Source organism: Lederbergia citrisecunda (assembly GCF_018343695.1).
GTDB classification, from domain to species: domain Bacteria; phylum Bacillota; class Bacilli; order Bacillales; family Bacillaceae_C; genus Lederbergia; species Lederbergia citrisecunda.
In genome coordinates, this window is sequence record NZ_JAGYPJ010000001.1 from 2,668,540 (window position 1) to 2,687,903 (window position 19,364).

The following is a 19,364-nucleotide window of genomic DNA, read 5'->3' on the forward strand; positions in this document are numbered from 1 at the left end:
TTAACCCTCCAGAGTTTTTCGCATCATTTTGACATATTGTTGAGTACAATGATCCTTTGTATATTTTTCAAGGAAAACTTTCCTACAATTCTCTCCCATATAGCTGAGCTTAACTTTATCTTCCAAGAGTTCATTTATAGCACCCACAACTTTAGAGCTCTCTCCTACCTCCATCGAATAGCCAGCATTATTTTCAGTTAAATCTTTAGCTATATCGGATTCGTTCCCAATAATTGCGATTACCGGTTTACCAGCCATCATATAACTATAAGTTTTGCTAGGTACAGCTAATCCAGTTAAACCATCCACCAAGCTGACGATGAAACAATCACTGATATTAAGAGCGTCCTGAAAATCTTGACCGTGTAAAAAATCAAAAACACTAACATTATTTAGGTTTTCCTCTTCTACAATAGTTTTTAACACCCCCATCTTATTACCATGACCTGCAAAAATAAATTGAACTTTCCTATTATCTTTTAAGTGGCGTATCGTATCAACTATGGTATCGAGATCTTGACATATTCCTAAATTTCCAAAGTAGGATACTATAAGATTTCCATCTTTTTTTAGCGGATGGAATAATTTATTTTTAGATGACTCTTCCACATCAGATAATCCTTTATCTTCATACCAATTTGGAATAACCTCTATTTGGTGGTCCGATAGTGCTGATCTATGCTTAAGTAGATAAGCCTTCATCTCATTCGAAAGTGCTACTACTTTATCTACATGCTTAAAAATACTTTTATTAGCAATTTTCATCATTTTGCTTATTGCACTATCCTTTGAAATAGTGTTTGTAATATAAGCCATTTCGGGGTACACATCATAACTAACAAAGATTACCTTTGTATCAAAAAATTTGTTAGCAAGTGCCGCAATTAACGGCAAAACAGGTGGATTTGAATAAACAATAATTGTTTTATATTTTCTTAGCTCCCAAAATCGTAAAGCAACTATAAAGGTAAATGAGAAATAGTTTATTAATCTTCCAATGAAGTTTGTTCGCTTAAGTTGAATATATTTTAATCTTTTTATCTCAATATTCTCATAAGTCCCTTTCATTGGTATTTCATCAATTTGATTGTACTCTTTGGGATAACCAGATATCGCTCCAACGGTAAATCCAGCTTTACTAAGCGCCAATGCAGTATCAAAAGGTAGTGTAGCAGAAGAAACATATTCAGGATAAAAGTACTGACATAAAAATAATATATCTTTCTTTTTTTTCATTAAATCTGCTCCCTACCTTCAGTGCGTACAATTGACTCTTCGAACGAAACAACCTCATAGTCTATTTTTTTCATATTCATTTTAGTCCCACAGCTTCCTGAGATTCCTATATCATAGACAAAGGATCCAAATACTTTCCTTAGTGTCCTTGACATTTTAAGGCCTATTGCAAGAGCCCAGTTAAAAACCTTTGATGTTTTAATCTCTTTCCCTTGAGCCTTTGCGATAAGCCTTACTAAATCAGTAGTATTCACATACTCCTTATTTTGCGGAAAATATATACCACCTTGGTTATTATCAATTATTATCCTTATAAATTCAGATAAATTATCAATATATATCATGCTTCGCTTATTATCTATATCAGGAAAAATTGGTAACATTAGAGCCAATCTCGCTAGCCTAACATAGTTCCCAGGACATCCTTTACCATATACAATCGGTGGACGTAGGATTGCTACATTAAAATCACTAGAATTGATTTCTAATAAAGGCTGTTCAGCTTCATATTTTGACTGGGCATAAGTGGTCTTTGGTATTGGCTTAGTATATTTTGTAATAAATCCCGTTTCAGTACCATAAACCCCCATAGTACTTAAAAATATGAATTGCTTTACACCTTCTTTTTTCGCTTTCTTAGCTAGCTCTACTGTTAGTTCTTTATTAACTTTAAAGTAATTAGCTGTATCGTTTTCTTTAACATGTACAATTGCTGCTGTATGGAAAATTACATCATATCCAAAGAACGACTTTTCCTTCCAATGTTCATCTCTTAAACTAATAGCATCTACAGAATACTTATCAGGATATTGTGAAATCCATTTTTTAAATGATGTACCTATATAACTATTAACTCCAGTTATTAGTATCTTTTTCATTTCAAACCTTCTCCTCATTAGTAGATGCTACTTCTACAGTTCCTAAATTAATTTCTACCAAATACGTGTTAACATATCTATCTTCGCCAAATAACACAACACCAACAGTCCTAATAATTATTTTCAGATCAAGTAACAAGCTATAATGCTCTACATAATAAACATCAAACTTATAACGGTCTCCTAAAGAAAGATATATATTACCACTTACTTGAGCTAATCCTGTCATACCTGGATTCATATCAAGCCTTTTAGAAATTTCTTCAGTATAATCAGCTAGTGATGCTATTCGTTCAGGTCTTGGACCAACAAGGCTCATTTCACCTTTTAATACATTTAATACTTGAGGAATTTCATCTATTTTACTTCTTCTAAGAAACTTTCCAACGGCTGTGACACGGTCATCATCTTTCATTACTTCTTGTCCTTTAACCATTTTTTCTGAACCCGGTCTCATCGTTCTAAATTTATAGACTTTAAAGATTTTCTTATTTAACCCTGGTCTATCTTGTAAGAAAAACACCGGGCCAGGAGATGTAACCTTGATTAAAATTGCAATTAATATCCATATTGGAAGAAATGGAATAAGAACTATTAACGAAACTACAACATCAAATAAACGTTTAATTATTTTTTGAAATTTCTTATCCTTCATGACTATACCTCTACCTCATAATCAATAGGAATTAAATATCCATCAATAAGTTTTATAGGCCCATCATCTTTATTTGTTTTAGCAGACCAAATTCTGTATGCTTTATCTCCATCTTTGTAAAAAGCACCTGGGTAGGGATGTGTAACTGCTCTTACTAACTTATCTGCTTCGTCCATATTCATACTGTTTAAAAGTTCGCCATCTTCAGGTTTTCTTCCAGGCCACTCTGTAGCCAATTCTTCAGTTTGTTTCATAAGTGTAATATTGTTATTAACAATATCATTCCAGTACTTCGAAATTAGTGTAACGTGCATATCATCAACGTCTTGATAAAGTTCTGTTGCTGTAGTGTTCTGATCTAGTTTAATAATCCCTTGACCGATAATATAACCGGTATCTACACCTTCATCCAACTTAAACATAGTTACACCAGTTTCTTCTAACCCCTTGATAATTGCCCATGGTATTGCCGCTCTCCCTCTTCCGATTGGTAATAAGGTAGGGTGCATACCGATACAGCCATAAGTCGGAGTTTCAAGTACATCTTTCTTAGCAATTTGAGACCAACCAATAATAAACAACCAATCAATCTGGTATTCCTTTAAAGCAGAAAGAACCTCTTGATCGTTGATATTATCAATCTTCAATAGAGGTGCATTATGTTCATTTGCAATATTATCTAAATAGATTCTTCCAGACTTATTCATAGCTTTTGCATCTTTAAGGGTAATTAGTAAGTCCAGATTCCCACCAATACGGTAGATTTCTTCAATACAACTTAGCCCTAACTGAACGCAAGTTGCAAATGCAATTCTCTTCTTCAACGCATTCCACCCTTTCTACTTTCTAAAATCCACGTCTAAATACACTTTCAAAGGCTTCCGCATAAACCATTCCTGATTGTCCACCCCGGTAAGCTGCCAGACCTTTGATTGCTTCCTTACTTCTAGGATGTGGATAATCTCTCATAACTCCACGATATTGTGCTAAAGCTTCTATTTTTTTATCAATTCCATTTTCACCGACCTCAATAAAGGTATTTGGTGAAAACTGTTTAAAGGTTTTGTTCAAACCCCATTCCGTAGACGATGGTATCTCCATAAAAAGAAGCTCTTTTAGCGGTGGTACATCATCTCTCCTTTGGAATAATCTAACTGCAGCTTGACACGCGAGGGAAGTGTGTAAATGATCATTATTTAAATCTGCCGGATGATGAGTAAAGACAACCTCAGCATTTGTTTCAATAATGGCTTTTTCAATAAATTGAACAACTTTTAAATGTGGTACATTATTTAGTTCAATATTTGGAAAGTCACCAGTAATAATTCTATCAACACCTAAAATACTCATTGAAGTTTTTACATCTTCATTTAGTTCATCCGTAGCAGGACGGAAGTTCCTAGCATTCACTTCTCCAGATAGAATACAGACATTAACTGAATGCCCTTCTTGAGCAAGCTTATACATTGTAGAACCTGCTCCTAAAACCTCATCATCTGGATGTGCAACAACAACTAAATATGACATATGATTGAACCTCGCTTGTTTTTTATTCTCAACTCTTGCAATCTATTAATTTGCCATTAAACAACTTTTTTAGTTAACTAAGACTTAATTGAAAAAAGTTTTCTCTGTTTCCGCAACCAACGACTAAACTACTAATTTTCAATTACTTCGATTACCTTCGTCAAACATCTTTTCATTCAATTAAGCAAATACAAAGTAGATATTTACCTTTTGATCAATTTTTATAGCGTTTCTTTCCCATGTTCCAATACAACCCAAAAAAGCCCCGCCCATATCTTACCTATGTAATGAATATGGACAGGGCTTACTCATCCTAGCTTATTGTTCAACCTTCCCTAACAATCCCTCAAGATATCCAACTAATTCTTCCTTTAACTCATAATCTTGCAATGCCATCTCAATCGTCGTCTTAATAAACCCTAACTTCTCTCCAACATCAAATCGTTTACCTTCAAAATCATAAGCATAAACTTTCTGAATCTCATTTAGCCTTTGTATCGCATCCGTCAGCTGAATCTCTCCTCCAGCTCCAATTTCTTGGTTATCTAAGTATGTAAAGATTTCAGGAGTAAAAACATATCTCCCCATAATCGCAAGATTCGAAGGAGCTGTACCCTGTTTCGGTTTTTCTACGAAATTCTTTACCTCATACCTTCTTCCCTCATTAAAAGAAGGTTCAACAATCCCATATCGATGTGTCTCTTCGTTTGGTACACTCTGCACGCCAATTACGGACGAATACGTTTCTTCAAACTGATCTAATAACTGCTTCAAACAAGGAGTCTCAGCTTGTACAATATCATCACCTAAAAGAACCGCAAATGGTTCATCACCGATAAATTTCCTGGCACACCAAACGGCATGGCCCAATCCTTTTGGTTCCTTTTGGCGAATATAATGGATGTCAACATTAGATGATTGCCTTACTTTATCGAGTAAATCAAATTTTTCTTTTTTTACTAAATTGTCCTCTAATTCAAAGTTATTATCAAAGTGATCTTCAATTGCACGTTTTCCTTTACCGGTAACAATGATAATATCTTCAATCCCTGATTCAATCGCTTCCTCAACAATATATTGAATCGTTGGCTTATCTACGATCGGAAGCATTTCTTTCGGCATTGCTTTTGTTGCAGGCAAGAACCTCGTACCAAGTCCAGCTGCAGGGATAATTGCTTTTCTAACGGTTTTCAATTAACACCCTCCGTGTTTTACTATTCTGCAATCTGAAGTTTCGTTATTTCTTTATTATTTGCGACTGAAATAATGGTTTCTTTTAATTCATCTATTGTCATATCTTTTAAACTACTAATAAGAGTGAATAATTCCGTTTTTCCAAGCGGTTCTGCTTTTCCAATATGGATCTTTGGGAAGATTTGCTTCTCTTGAATTTCATTTTCATTCAATAATTCTTCGTACATCTTCTCACCTGGACGAATTCCATTGTACTCAATTCCGATTTCTTCTATTGTATACCCAGAGAGAGTAATCAAATTTTTGGCGAGATCCGATATTTTTACTGGATCGCCCATATCAAGCACGAATACTTCTCCACCACGAGCTAATGTTCCTGCTTGGATGACGAGTCTTGATGCTTCTGGAATGGTCATGAAGTATCTTGTCATATCAGGATGAGTAACAGTGACTGGACCACCATCTTCAATTTGCTTTTTAAATAAAGGAATGACACTGCCTCGACTTCCAAGCACGTTTCCAAACCTAACGGCAACAAATTTCGTATTGCTTTCTTTTGCTAAGTTTTGAATAATCATTTCCGCAATTCGTTTTGTTGCTCCCATAACATTTGGTGGGTTGACGGCTTTGTCAGTTGAAACGAGGACAAATGTGTTAACCCTGAATGTTTCAGCTGCATCTGCTACATTTTTTGTTCCAAAAATATTGTTTTTCACAGCTTCTCTCGGATTATATTCCATTAAAGGAACATGCTTATGGGCTGCTGTATGGTATACGACATCAGGTAAATACTCTTCCATCACTTCAAATATTCGAGCTCGTTCTTGGACGTCCGCTATTACCGGAATAACATCTATCTTATTCCCATATTGGTTGCGCAATTCCATGTCGATGTTATAAATACTAAATTCACCATGTCCAAGAAGTATGAGTCTTTTTGGAGAGAATTTACAAATTTGCCTGCAAATTTCCGATCCAATAGAGCCTCCTGCACCTGTTACTAAAACTGTAGCTCCTGTGATTGATTCAGTTATGCTGCTAATATCGAGTTCAACAGGATCACGACCTAATAAATCCTCTACTTCAACATTACGTATCGCATTGACAGATACCTTTCCAGTCATAATATCTTCAATCATCGGCATGATTTTGATTTTCACATCCGTTTTGGCACAAATTTCATATATTCTTCTTATTTCCACTTTTGATAAAGATGGTATCGCAATAATAATATCTTGTATCTTCTCTTTTCTAACAATTTCCGGGATATGCTCGATATCACCACATACGGAAATCCCATAAATTTCAAGCTTGTACTTCTTAATATCATCATCCACAAAGGCGACTGGTTTCAAATCAACATCATTATTATGAAGAAGCTGCCTCGCAACGGCTGTACCTGCTGAGCCAGCACCAACGATTAATGTTCGCCTTTTTTCTTGATTGGATTTAATATATTGATCTCGATACATTCTCCACGAGAATCGAGATCCGCCAATCAATAAAATATGGAGCATCCATGTAATTAGCAAGACTCTTCCGTATATTGTACCGACTCCTACAGCCTGAGCGATTGCAGCAGTGGCGATAGAAAAAGTAACCGCTTTCGCTATAGTAACTAACTCCCCAACACTTGCATATTCCCACACTTTATTATAAAGACGATAAATAATGGCAAATAAATGGTGACTAATAAGCAAGATGATGGAACTTACAAGCAATAGTTTTGACGTATAAAAGTCAGAATAAGGATGCAAGATGAAATATCCTACATAGATGGAAAATAAAACAATGATTGAGTCAAGTAGCATCAATAGCGGTACTCGCTTTTGATATGTCAAGTTCATCCCTTCTTTTCATTTTATTAGAAATGCGAAAATCGACGTACAAACTTTATAAATAAGACTAAATGGTTGCAAATCGATCTTGTCAGAAAATCATTAGTTCAAAAAAACATATAATAACTTTTTCATTATACGAATAAATGTCTAATGAAAACGCACAACCCTGTACGCTTTCATTAGACATTTATATAAGTCTTTACTTTTGGTTAAAAAGTCCTAAATAGGATTAATAATCATTTAGTTTGTTTTCTAGCTAAATTAATTAAATTAGGGGCATCTAACCCATCCTCACGCCATCCTTTCGACAACAATTTGCGTCTAAGGTAGTATTACCACCCACAGCATGACCGAGTGCCCCCAATTATAACGGATAGGAGACATTACCGAATATATCTTATTACCTTGTAACATCACATGTCGTGACATTTAGTATTTCGAAATAATAGAAAATGGCGAAAATACCTGTCCGTCGACGTACACACTTTAGAAACTTTGCAGAAACATGACGAGACAGGACAAATGTACGGAGGCAACTTTTATTGCCACTGAGCTGATGCCCACAGTTAGGTAGAACCAATTGATGTTGATTAATTGAATGAAAAAGGACAAGAAGTCTACTTGTCTAGACATTTTTTAACAAAAAAAATAATCGAATCAACTCTTAAAATAGTCCGAATATCTTTTTTCTTTTTATTCGTTCAGGAACTTCTCTGTAAATGTCTTTTCCATCTACAATTAATTCTGCATTTTCCATAAAATAATAGACTGAGTCTAATCCGTATTTTGTTTCAAGCAAATCATATGCTTCGGACATTTTAAATCCACGGGTTGTTGTATTATGTGCATCCGATGCGATGAAATGGGTCAAATTGGATTCAACTAAATCAAATGCAAATTTTTGAATCTTCTTTCCAAAATAACCAGCAAAGCTTGTAGCTGTTATTTGAGTAGCTGCACCGTTTTTTACGAGAGTGTATAGCTTATCAGGTCGTTGAATAAGTTCTGAATTTCTTTCAGGATGTACAATGACAGGTATTAGGCCTTTCATTTGCATATCGTAACAAAGCTGATCTGTATAGTGTGGTACGTGATTGGATGGTAATTCGATGAATAGGTAACTTGAGATGCCGGAGAGCGTTAAAATCTCACCAGCCTCATAATCTTCTAGTAATTCTCCATATATACGAGTCTCTTGACCTGGCAATATATGAACATCTACTTTTTCAGAATGTAAATAGTCATTGAGTTCCGCGACTTTTTTTTCAATATCCTTTTTCGCGTTAACATATGAACCATTTTGATGGTGGGGAGTGGCAATAATGGTATGAATCCCTTCACTTTCAGCCTGTTTAGCCATGTGTAGGCTATCTGTAAAATGACTAGCTCCATCATCTACATTCGGCAAAATGTGACAGTGTATATCAATCATTGCTAACCCTCCCCTTCTTTCGTAATACTTTTGTCCTAGTAATAATTTACTATATTCCCTCTAAATGTCAATAAATTATTTTGTGCCGTAATAATAATAGTAATCGTGTTTCTCCATTTTTTTATTATTTAACACGACGCCCAGTACCTTTGCTTTTGCTGCAGTCAGAAGGTCTTTCGTTTTTTGGGCACTCTCAATCTCTGTTTTCCCACTAGAGATAACGAGAATCGTTCCGTCACATTTATTCGCTAATACTTGCGCATCAGTAACTGCCAAAACAGGTGGAGTATCGAAAATGATTGTATCGTATTCTTTCTTGGCGAGATTGAAAAACTCTCCCATTCCTTTTGAACTTAATAATTCCGCTGGGTTTGGCGGAATCGGCCCTGATGTTAAGATGTCTAGTGTTGAAACATCTGTCGTTTTGACCGCTTCATTTAATTCCATTTGTTTCGTTAATAAATTCGTTAGTCCATAGGCATTGTTCATTCCGAATGTATAATGCACGGTCGGTTTCCGCATATCTGCATCGACTAGGAGGACACGCTTACCTTGCTGGGCAAACACAACGGCTAGATTACCAGCCGTCGTCGACTTTCCTTCAGCTGGACCTGATGATGTAACCATGATTGTTCTTATTTCTTCATCTACAGCAGAAAACTGTATATTTGTCCGAATCGTTCGGTATTGTTCTGATACAGGAGATTTTGGATTTACTTTAGAAATTAGCTTTCTTCTCCCTGACTGTAATGTACTCTTAGCCAATTGTCTCACTCCTTACCCTTGTCTTTCGAGCCGCCCGTTCAGGTCTTTCTACTTTTTGATCTTCAAATGTAGCAATAGATCCGAGCACTGGTAGTTCTAAAAGTCTCTCGACATCTTCTGCCGTTTTTACTGTATTATCCAAATATTCAAGTAAGAATGCTAACCCTACTCCCGCCATCAGACCTACAACAAAAGCAATAGCAATGTTTAACATTGGTTGAGGCTTTACTGGAGATGGATTTATTTCTGCTTTAGAAATAATATTTACATTGTCGACCTTCATTAAAGGTACGATTTCTTTTTCAAACACTTCTGCGATTTTGTTCGCAAGTTCTGCAGCTTTTCGCGGATTCGGATCCTGAACGGTTAGATTTACCACTTGTGAATCCTTTGCACTTTGAACAGTAATATTTTCTGAAAGCCCTTTCGCTGTTGCGTCTAGATTCATTTCGTCAATAACTTTATCAAGAATAAACGGGCTTTTAATAATTACGTTATATGTATTGATTAATTGCAAGTTCGTTTGGATTTCCGAAGGATTATAGATCGGCTGATCACTCTTTGCTTGGTTAACAAGGAGTTGGGCCGTAGATTGATAGATTGGCGTTAAAACAAAAAAACTGACAGCACCGCTAATCGTTACGGCTGCTACAGTAATTAATATAATTAAACTTAATCTTTTCTTTAATGTTTGCATAAGCTCTTTCAAGCTAATTGTTTCTTCCATTAGTATCCTCCTGCGGTAATTGTCGACTTTTTCCATAATGTGTATTATTATAGCATAATATTAGGTAATTTTTACTATAAATTATCAAAATATCTAAATTTAAACATTTTATTTACATATTTTCACAATGATTTCATTCTATTTTACTACTGGAGGGAATAGAATTGCGGGCATTTATAGCTACTCTTGCAGTCTTGGCCTGCGCTATATTTTTGGCGGCCGGACATTTTTATTGGAAGGATAAAACGAATATATCTTCATTTAAAGCAGCGGAAGATATAGAAGTGAATAGGGAGGAAACAGCTCCTGTAGATGAAGATGAAGTTCAATTGAAAGGTTTGGAGATTTTCGGCAAGACGACAAACTGGCCTGCTCAAGCAAGTGAAGATTTCCGCAAGGCAGTAGAAGACGGACGTACATACAAACTCGCATTCGTTGGATCACCCGCGCTCGGAAAAGAAGTAGGTGGCTGGTCTGTTATGCTGCGGGATGCAATTGAAGATACATACGGGAAAGATAATATCGAAGTAGGGATTTTTGAATACGACCTTTCATCCGATCGATTTATCGGTGGCGGTCACGAGCAGGAGATTGTCGATTGGAAGCCAGATTTTATTTTGTTTGAACCATTTAAATGGATCGACAACAAGGCAGCACCCCAAAATAATAGTGGAAACATCGAGAAGTTTATGAACGCATTAGATAAAGCAGGAAATAAGGCTGTACTTGTTTTGCAGCCACCGCATCCGGTATTTGGAACCACACACTACCCAAATCAAGTTGGAAAATTAAAGGAGTTCGCGGAAGAACAACACATTGAATACTGGGACCATTGGACCACTTGGCCGGATGATGAGAGTTTGATAGGTTACTATCTTGAAGACAAAAGTTCTCCTAATGAGAAAGGGCATCAATTATGGTTTAAATACTTGAAAGAAAAATTTATTGCAGAATAGCCTCAGCCCGAACCGAAGGTTCGGGCTTCCTCGCTTGAATTCATCATTTTTAAAAAATTATTCACCAATTTCTTCATATCCTACTCACTCAACTCCAATTAACCCAAAAGTTTCAGCAATTCCTTCTTAAATATCATCAGTTGCTAGAACCTCCAAGAATAAAAAGACCCACTCCTTCAAGGAATGGGTCCACGTCTTATAATTTAAATCTATTAATCAATCCATTTAAGTTTTCTGCTAATCGAGCAAGATCCGCTGAATTATTTGCGACTTCTTCCATCGAACTGCTTATTTGTTCAGAAGAAGCAGACGTTTGCTCAGCTCCTGCAGCGGATTCTTCTGATACTGCTGCGATTTCGGTGATTGACTTTTGCATTTTTTCGCTATTAGAGGATATATTCATGATATTATCAGAAACCGTTTTAATGTTATTCGCCATTTCGGTAACAGCTGAACTGATTTTATCAAATGTTTGTTTCGTCGATTCTATTTGGTTTGTTCCTTCGGCGACCTCTTCATATCCAGCTTGCAATGAGTTTGTCACGATGCTGGATTCTTTTTGGATGCCTGCTACGATACCCGTTATATCTGCTACGGAGTTGGATACTTGTTCCGCAAGTTTTCGTACTTCGTCTGCTACGACTGCAAATCCTCGTCCTTGCTCGCCCGCTCTTGCTGCTTCAATCGCAGCATTCAACGCTAGTAAATTGGTTTGATCGGCAATCTCTTGAATAACGGAAACTAATTTCGATATTTCTTGAGATTTTATGTCCAATCCTTTTACCTTTTCAACAGCATCCTGAACGATCTGATCGATTTTTTCCATTTGCTGGCTTGAGGTTTCCATTAAGTAATTGCCCTCATTCGTCATGCCTAATACTTCTGTTGATGCATGTTGAATACGTTCGCCATTTTCATTCGCTTCCTGAACCGTTCCCGCGAATGATACCATGATTTCCGCCAACTCGCTTGCATTTGAAGCTTGAAGCTCAGTACCCGCTGCTAGTTCTTCCATCGTGGTCGCTATTTGCTGTGATCCGGAATTGACTTCATTTGCAGATTGCATCATTTCCTCACTTTGACTCGTGATGCTTTCAGAAACAGTATTGATTTCACTTACTAATTCTCGTATTCTTCCATTCATTTCATTTGTCGCGACTACTAATTGCGCGATTTCATCTCGTGATGTCGTTTTTAGCGATTCGAGGCTCAAGTCTCCACTCGCAATTAATTTCATACGCTCCATTACTTTCTTGATCGGTTTCGTAATGAAGTTTGATGTAATGATAGCAGAGGTGAGACTAACAACGACTACTAAAAGAATAAAAATAGATACAATATATAAAGACTTTTCTCCATTCGTAATGATACTTTTGCCTTTTTGTTTGATGATGTGTTCTTTATTAATAGCAATTTTTTCGTACTCTGTAATGATTTCTTCAGCTTCTTTTGTGATAGACGCATGGTTTCTGTTTGCTAATGTTTTTTGTCCTTTATCATACATGGCAAAAACATTATTCTCGATATCTGTTTGCCAATTAATTGTACGATCAACAAGTTGTTTAAAATCCTCTCCAGCACCTAAATCTATTGCCCTTTTTTCATCTAAAATTGCCTTTTCTGTTAAAGCGTAAAATTGATTTCGATATTCCTCGTCTTCAAATAACAAAAAACCTCGTAAAAGAGAGACCCTATTTGCTATATTCGCCGATAGTTCCTGATCAACAATTAAGAGTTGCAGCTCTTTATCAAGAATTTCATCTGTATTATGATTTACATTTTTAACAGTCATAAAGTTATATAGTCCAAAAGCAATAAACAATAAAATAATGAGCGAAAATCCTAATAATATTTTCGTTTTCAAGCTTTTAAAATTGAACAATTTCTTCACTTTCCCGCCTCCATCATGAAAAATTGGCTAGTTTCCTAAGAAATAGCCAAAATCTATATATTATGATAGTTTTAATCTGAACCCTATACTTCGGGTCACGAATGATACTATCATCATAGAGTACAGGTACTTATTATTCAATACTTTACAAACAATTTGTAGCAAAAATAGATATTATTACCTATCAAGTTGATTCATGTCGTTTTCTGGACTCGGACCATAATAAACGTGACCTCTATTTCCAGAGGCCACGTTTTATTCGAGCTCACAGATAAAACCAATTATTCTTGATTGCTAGAGTTGCTGCATTTGTTCTATTATCAACTTTTAGTTTTTTTAGCACTGAGAGTACATGACTTTTTACTGTTTTCGATGCGATGTTAAGTTGAAGCGAAATGGCACAATTCGAGTAGCCTTTTGCAATAAGTTCAAGGACGTCCCATTCTCTTTTTGTCAATAATCCTATCGGTCTTTTCGGTTTCATTTTCTTTATACATTCGTTGCTTTCAAGTAAGACAGATAAAAGGCGGGGATGAATATAATGCATCCCTTTCATGATGCACTTAACTGCATAAATCACTTCACTCTTTTTCATATCTTTGTAAAAATATCCGTGCAACTCCATTGAGAGTAATTCTGGTAGGTATTGTATATCCTCATCAGAAATCCATACAGCAACGATGATGTTTTGATCAAGATATAAAGGAACCGCTCTATGCAAGTCTACATATGAATTCAGATCAAGTATTAATAAATTTGGTAATTCATTTTTTTGTTTTCGTTTTAATAAACGATTGGCTGGCTTATAGTTTTTAGCATATTGATTTAAACATTCATGCACTCTATTTGACTCTTCTACTATATCAACCATACTCATTTCCATCCCCTCCTATCTTCATTCATTTTAAAGTTTGAAGCGGTTTATTAAGTCATTTAAGTTTTCCGCTAATTTTGCAAGATCTGTTGAACTATTTGCTACTTCTTCCATTGAACTACTGATTTGCTCGGATGATGCAGACGTTTGTTCCACCCCGGCAGCAGACTCTTCTGAGATCGCCGCAATATCCGTAATTGATTCGTGCATTTTTTCACTGTTCGCTGCTATAGTAAGTATATTTTCAAAGACTGTTTTAATATTAGTGGCCATTTCCGATACTGCAGAGCTAATTCCATTAAACGTTTCTTGTGTCGCTACAATTTGGCTCGTTCCTTGCGCTACTTCCTTATATCCATCCTGCAAGGACGCTGTGACTACACTCGATTCATTTTGAATTCCAACTACAATATCTGTAATATCAGATACAGAAGCTGAGACTTGTTCGGCAAGTTTTCTCACTTCATCTGCCACAACAGCAAAGCCTCTACCTTGCTCGCCCGCTCTTGCTGCTTCAATTGCTGCATTTAAAGCAAGTAAGTTCGTTTGATCCGCTATTTCTTGAATAACTCCAACTAATTTAGAGATTTCTTGAGATTTACTATCAAGACCTTTTACTTTTAGGACAGAATCTTGAACAATGTGATCAATTTTCGTCATTTGCTCACTGGAATTTTCCATTAAGCTTCGGCCTACATTTGTCATTTCTAGCACTCCAGTTGAAGCATGTTGAATATGTTCTCCATTTTCTTTTGCCTCTTGAACTTTATCAGCAAATGACACCATAATTGCAGCTAATTCACTTGCACTTGTAGCTTGTGTCTCCGTACCTGTTGCCAGTTCTTGCATCGTGGCCGCTATTTGTTGAGAACCTGCATTTACTTCGTTAGCAGATTGAGTCAGCTCCTCGCTTTGTCCAGTAATCGTTCCGGAGACGACATTGATTTCACGAATGAGTTCTCGAATTCTATCATTCATCTCATTAGTAGAAACAACGAGCTGTGCGATTTCATCCCTTGATTTCGTTATTAATGATTCTTGACTTAAATCACCACTAGCTATTAACTTCATCCGTTCCATTACTTTTTTGATTGGAGTTGTGATGAGAGTTGCTGTAATGAGGGCTGCTACGATGCTAACTAAAATGACTAACGCTGTGAAGATGATGGAAACTCTAAATGTATTTTGGCCATTAGATATGATTAGTTGCCCCTGGTCTTGGATCCGGGATTCCTTTTCCAACGCCAGTTTTTCGTAACCACTCATTATTTCCTTTGCCTCTTGTCTTACTTTTAAATAATTTTGTTTTGCCATTTCTTCGTTTCCACGGTCATATTCATCAAAAACATGCTCAGTTATATAGGTACGCCATGCAACTGTACGTTTAATTAATTCGTCAAATTCTTTTGTAACTCCAACATTTCTAGCCATTTGCTCATAATATTTTCCTAGCTCAGTGTAATCATTAAATTCCTTTTTATAATTACTATCGCCATCCATGATATAACCACGTGCAACTCCAATTCTATTGGCCATTGTTGTAGCTAATTGTTCGTCTGCAATTAATAGTTGGAGGTCTTTATTAATGATACTTTTTGTGCTACTGTTCACATTTATCACAGAAATAATATTGTAAGCGCTAAACGAGATAAACAGAAAAATAACAATAGAAAATCCAAATAATATTTTCATTTTTAAACTTTTAAATATAAATAAATTCTTCACTTTCTTTTCCTCATTTCAGTTATAAATTTACAGGCAGAACAACCATTAATTCGCACATAAAAAAATGGCTATAATTCGGTTATATAGCCAAGGAAATTTAACAATATAAAAAATCAGAAAACACACGTTTAAACTTAGGACGTTCACCCCACTTTCCAATAAAATTTCTGTATAAAATTGGATTCTGCCTAGTCCGTTTTCATCATAAAATAGGGGTTTTTATTATTCAACAAACTAAGTCAAAATACGACAAAATTAGTCAATTTTACCGAGAAATTTGACAAATTTTGTGATTCTTTTGGTGTAGATTTCCAATAACAAAAAAAGCGGCAGGAGCATGATTCTCCCGCCACTTTTTCTTTACTTCGTTTTCACCGTCACCTTTGTTGCTTTTCCTGTGTTTCCTGCTTTGTCTTTTGCGTAAACTTGAAGAACTGTACCAGCTTTTTGCTTGCTAATCTTAATCGAAAAGCTACCGTTTGTAGCTGCCTTTCCTGACGCAATTACCTTGGTTCCAACCTTTACATAAACCGTTGAATTTGCTTCAGCATTTCCAGTAACAGAAGTTGATTTAATCGTTACTTTATTTACTTTTGGCGCTGCCGGCGGAGTTTTATCAACAACAGTTATCTTTCTTACTGCACTTACATTCCCTGCTTTGTCGGTCGCAGTAATATTTAATACCGTGCCTGCTTTTTGGATAGAGCCTAATGTCACTGTATACTTTCCTGTTTTATCTGCGTTCGATGTACCCAATACTTTCGTACCCACTTTTACCGTTACTTTTGATTCCGCTTCAGCTTTCCCTGTGACCGTTTTATCCTTATCACTTACCTGGTTTGCGGTTGGCAAGGCTGGTGGAGTTTTATCAACTATCGTTATCTCTCTTACCGCACTTTCATTTCCTGCTTTATCATTCGCGGTTATACTTAGTACCGTGCCCGCTTTTTGTAATGCACTCATAGTTACCGAGTATTTTCCTGTTTTATCCGCTACCGCCGTTCCCAATACCTTCAATCCTGCTTTAACTTTAACTGTTGACTCTACTTCCGCGCTTCCTGTCACCGTTTTATCCTTATCACTCACTTGGTTTGCGGTTGGCATGGCAGGTGGAGTTTTATCAACTACGGTAACTTTTCTCTCTGCACTTACATTACCCGCTTTATCAGTTGCCGTTATACTTAGAACCGTGCCTGCTTTTTGTAATACACTCATAGTTACAGTGTATTTTCCTGTATTATTCGCTACCGCTGTTCCCAAAACCTTCGTGCCGGCTTTAACTGTTACTGTCGACTCTGCTTCAGCACTTCCTGAGACAATTTTATCCTTATCACTTACTTGGTTTGCTGTTGGTGTCGCTGGTGGAGTTTTATCCATAACCGTTATTGTAACGGAAGCTCCTTGATTCCCAGCCTTATCCACGGCGTAAACCGTCAAATTTGTACCTGCTTTCTGTTTAGCAATTGACACTGAAAATTGTCCGTTAGTTCCTGCATTAGCAGAGCCTAAGGTTGTTGAACCAGCTTTTACATATACGGTTGCACTTGCTTCTGCAGTACCAGTCACTTTTGCGTCCATATCACTAACCGGATTCACAACTGGTTTTGCGGGTGGAGTTGTATCTTTTTCTCCAAGATCAAAGAATGTATAGGTAACATCATTTCCTTTCGTCGTCGGAACGTCGGACTTATTCGTCTTCTTAACGACTGCCCCGCCACCTCTTAAATTAGCTGAAGATCCAGTGAATAACTTAGGTTGAATGCTGTTAAATCCAGTTTCCCCGTTGAAACTATATTTACCACTCGTCTCTTTTAGTAAAAGAGCTCCGCGGAAATCGGTCATAAACTTTCCAAAACTCTTTGTGGGGTCTACATATTTTTTTACAACATTTGCAACTGCTTGGTAATCATTCTTTTTATCTATTAAGATCTCTTTAAAAATTTTGTTTCCTTGCATCGCTTGCGTTCTTACATATTGAGTGAATAAATACGATAAAGAATAATTGGATAAAGTGTCCCCAGAATTATCCCAGTATATTAAAGAGTGCCCATTCGTAATAGCAGTAGCATAATTATAATAATCAATACGATCCGTTAATATTTTTCCAGTGTACATTTGCTCGGCAGCCATGGATAATCCTTCATTTAGCCAAGAATCCATGGGCGTACCATTTTCAACAAATACGTTCTGATTAAAATTCACCATATGTTGAAATTCATGAGCCAATGTGCTATAGGCACTGCTTAAATCTTTAGAAGCTCCGAATCCCATTGAAGGATACGTGTCTAGATAAAAAATTTCCATTCGGTTCGAGTTTGGCATATCGAATAAGTCTCTTCCATGGAAATAGCCTCCAATAAAACCGCCGTACCCGTTAAAGCCATCCTGGATATCAAAACAAAGAATATTAATTTTTCCATCCCCGTCAACGTCTGATTCGTTCGCAAAATTTGAAGTGACTAATGAATAAATTTTTTGATCAAATTCTTTACCGATTTTATCGGCATCCGTTGATGTAATTTCATTATTATGAACCCAGACATTCGTTTTTGTACCGGTATAAAGCAGTTTTGCCGTAATCTGATAATCAGCATTCGTTTCAAACGATGTAACCCAAAATGCTTTACTATCTCCTACTTTGACTAAACTTTTTGATGATATATCCATTTTTTTAAGCTTTTTCTCTTTGTTCTTTTCTACATCAAATGGTATATTCACATCTAATTTGTACGCGTTTAAATCCAACTTTTTATTAAATGTATATTGATCATTATTAATTGAAAACGTTCCTGTGGGTTGAGCAGCATTGCCATTAACAGACTCGTTGCTGACAAGGACATACTTTTCTTCTGTGGGTGGTTCGGGTGTTTGTGTGCTAAAAGGATTTTGTACTTTGAAGAGTGCAGTAGTAGTGTAATGCGTATCCCATGTATATTCGTAAAGTCCAATTCTTACATACACGTATTGCTTATTACTATATAAACTTTTTGGTATATAGGAGGTGATCAAACGATTTTTTGTACCATACGTATCATAGTCAAGAGATCCAATATACTCCATTGACCCTCTATCTTCTGTAAAAAACTCCAACGTAACGAGACCATCCTTAAAGTAAGTCTCATCCGTTTCATATAAAATCCTCATCCGCATCGTTTCATCATCATCAGCTCTCATGCTTTCCAACGTGAAACTTTGAGTAACCTTATATTTGTCGATTAGACGGGAAATTAGTTCCCCATCCTTTTTCAATGGATAATCTGTAGGATTTAAATATTGCTCCTTTCCTTCTTTTTTAGAACCTGAACCCATCACTAAATTTCCGGAAAGCTCATCAGAATTTCCGTTCGTTTCCGCTAGTGCGAATGTTGGAAAAATCAGAACGAGCGTTAACATAATGGTTAATGCTTTTCTCACATACCCCATCCACTTATCTCCCCTTTAGGTTTATAAGACCATTATAGTAGGAGATAAGTACTATTAATTCCATTATTCGGAGGCAAATATAGACGGCATAATTTTTAAATAGAGGAGTTTTGTAATTAATTGTAGTGGTTTGATTTCATTGGAGAACTATATTGTAAGTTCTATATTTGTGGTTGATTGTAATAATTATCTTTTAAAACATAAAAAATTATCGTCCGATTTTCAACAATTAATTGTAAA

Annotated in this window: 15 protein-coding genes; 1 reads left to right on the forward strand and 14 read right to left on the reverse strand. The window is 36.1% G+C overall.

All coding sequences use genetic code 11. The annotated features are described in order from the left end of the window. The 10 genes from KHA93_RS13250 to KHA93_RS13295 all read right to left on the reverse strand — a co-directional run bounded on the left by KHA93_RS13250 (position 1) and on the right by KHA93_RS13295 (position 10,255). Entirely contained in the window at positions 1-1,236 is a 1,236-nt protein-coding gene (locus tag KHA93_RS13250) for a glycosyltransferase family 4 protein (protein ID WP_213111161.1), read from the reverse strand. Continuing rightward, the gene (locus tag KHA93_RS13255; protein WP_213111162.1) at positions 1,236-2,114 is read right to left on the reverse strand and encodes an NAD-dependent epimerase/dehydratase family protein; all 879 of its coding nucleotides are present in this window, start codon (positions 2,112-2,114) and stop codon (positions 1,236-1,238) included. Before KHA93_RS13255 ends, KHA93_RS13250 begins: the two co-directional genes overlap by 1 nt. Position 2,115: 1 nt before the next feature. Continuing rightward, a complete protein-coding gene (locus KHA93_RS13260) occupies positions 2,116-2,769 on the reverse strand; it encodes a sugar transferase (protein ID WP_213111163.1) in 654 nt (217 codons plus the stop codon). 2 nt (positions 2,770-2,771) lie between these two features. Next, positions 2,772-3,593 (reverse strand): formyltransferase family protein, encoded by an 822-nt coding sequence (locus tag KHA93_RS13265; protein WP_213111164.1) that lies wholly within the window; start codon positions 3,591-3,593, stop codon positions 2,772-2,774. A 22-nt stretch (positions 3,594-3,615) separates the two neighbouring features. After that, on the reverse strand, positions 3,616-4,296 hold the full coding sequence (locus tag KHA93_RS13270; protein ID WP_213111165.1) for a PIG-L deacetylase family protein: 681 nt from the start codon (positions 4,294-4,296) through the stop codon (positions 3,616-3,618). A 318-nt stretch (positions 4,297-4,614) separates the two neighbouring features. Then, entirely contained in the window at positions 4,615-5,490 is an 876-nt protein-coding gene (gene galU, locus KHA93_RS13275; RefSeq protein WP_213111166.1) for a UTP--glucose-1-phosphate uridylyltransferase GalU, read from the reverse strand. Between the two features lie 20 nt (positions 5,491-5,510). Then, positions 5,511-7,331: a polysaccharide biosynthesis protein gene (locus KHA93_RS13280; RefSeq protein WP_285891554.1), complete on the reverse strand. Its 1,821-nt coding sequence runs from the start codon at positions 7,329-7,331 to the stop codon at positions 5,511-5,513. 664 nt (positions 7,332-7,995) lie between these two features. Beyond that, a complete protein-coding gene (locus tag KHA93_RS13285; RefSeq protein WP_213111168.1) occupies positions 7,996-8,763 on the reverse strand; it encodes a tyrosine-protein phosphatase in 768 nt (255 codons plus the stop codon). A 75-nt stretch (positions 8,764-8,838) separates the two neighbouring features. Continuing rightward, positions 8,839-9,528 carry a CpsD/CapB family tyrosine-protein kinase gene (locus KHA93_RS13290; protein ID WP_213111169.1) on the reverse strand — a complete coding sequence of 230 codons (690 nt, stop codon included), beginning with the start codon at positions 9,526-9,528 and terminating at the stop codon, positions 8,839-8,841. Further along, a complete protein-coding gene (locus KHA93_RS13295) occupies positions 9,521-10,255 on the reverse strand; it encodes a YveK family protein (RefSeq protein WP_213111170.1) in 735 nt (244 codons plus the stop codon). The genes KHA93_RS13290 and KHA93_RS13295 overlap by 8 nt, the downstream gene beginning before the upstream one ends. Positions 10,256-10,419: 164 nt before the next feature. On the opposite strand from KHA93_RS13295, the gene KHA93_RS13300 reads away from it, so the two are divergent. Beyond that, entirely contained in the window at positions 10,420-11,211 is a 792-nt protein-coding gene (locus KHA93_RS13300) for an SGNH/GDSL hydrolase family protein (protein WP_213111171.1), read from the forward strand. Positions 11,212-11,407: 196 nt separating this feature from the next. On the opposite strand, the gene KHA93_RS13305 is transcribed toward KHA93_RS13300, so the two are convergent. The 4 genes from KHA93_RS13305 to KHA93_RS13320 form a co-directional block, all read right to left on the reverse strand. Further along, on the reverse strand, positions 11,408-13,102 hold the full coding sequence (locus KHA93_RS13305; RefSeq protein ID WP_349772292.1) for a methyl-accepting chemotaxis protein: 1,695 nt from the start codon (positions 13,100-13,102) through the stop codon (positions 11,408-11,410). 265 nt (positions 13,103-13,367) lie between these two features. After that, positions 13,368-13,979, reverse strand: a complete 612-nt coding sequence (locus tag KHA93_RS13310; RefSeq protein ID WP_213111172.1) for a response regulator transcription factor — start codon at positions 13,977-13,979, stop codon at positions 13,368-13,370. A gap of 27 nt (positions 13,980-14,006) precedes the next feature. Continuing rightward, positions 14,007-15,701, reverse strand: coding sequence for a methyl-accepting chemotaxis protein (locus KHA93_RS13315; protein ID WP_349772293.1), 1,695 nt, complete (start codon positions 15,699-15,701; stop codon positions 14,007-14,009). A gap of 360 nt (positions 15,702-16,061) precedes the next feature. Then, entirely contained in the window at positions 16,062-19,124 is a 3,063-nt protein-coding gene (locus KHA93_RS13320; RefSeq protein WP_213111173.1) for an Ig-like domain-containing protein, read from the reverse strand. Positions 19,125-19,364: the final 240 nt, after the last annotated feature.

What these genes read in the sequence shown, in the direction of transcription:
- KHA93_RS13255 (WP_213111162.1), bottom strand. Translation starts at nt 2,114, where the DNA reads ATGAAAAAGATACTAATAACTGGAGTTAATAGTTATATAGGTACATCA.
- KHA93_RS13285 (WP_213111168.1), bottom strand. Translation starts at nt 8,763, where the DNA reads ATGATTGATATACACTGTCACATTTTGCCGAATGTAGATGATGGAGCT.
- KHA93_RS13260 (WP_213111163.1), bottom strand. Translation starts at nt 2,769, where the DNA reads ATGAAGGATAAGAAATTTCAAAAAATAATTAAACGTTTATTTGATGTT.
- KHA93_RS13310 (WP_213111172.1), bottom strand. Translation starts at nt 13,979, where the DNA reads ATGAGTATGGTTGATATAGTAGAAGAGTCAAATAGAGTGCATGAATGT.
- KHA93_RS13320 (WP_213111173.1), bottom strand. Translation starts at nt 19,124, where the DNA reads ATGGGGTATGTGAGAAAAGCATTAACCATTATGTTAACGCTCGTTCTG.
- KHA93_RS13250 (WP_213111161.1), bottom strand. Translation starts at nt 1,236, where the DNA reads ATGAAAAAAAAGAAAGATATATTATTTTTATGTCAGTACTTTTATCCT.
- KHA93_RS13295 (WP_213111170.1), bottom strand. Translation starts at nt 10,255, where the DNA reads ATGGAAGAAACAATTAGCTTGAAAGAGCTTATGCAAACATTAAAGAAA.
- KHA93_RS13270 (WP_213111165.1), bottom strand. Translation starts at nt 4,296, where the DNA reads ATGTCATATTTAGTTGTTGTTGCACATCCAGATGATGAGGTTTTAGGA.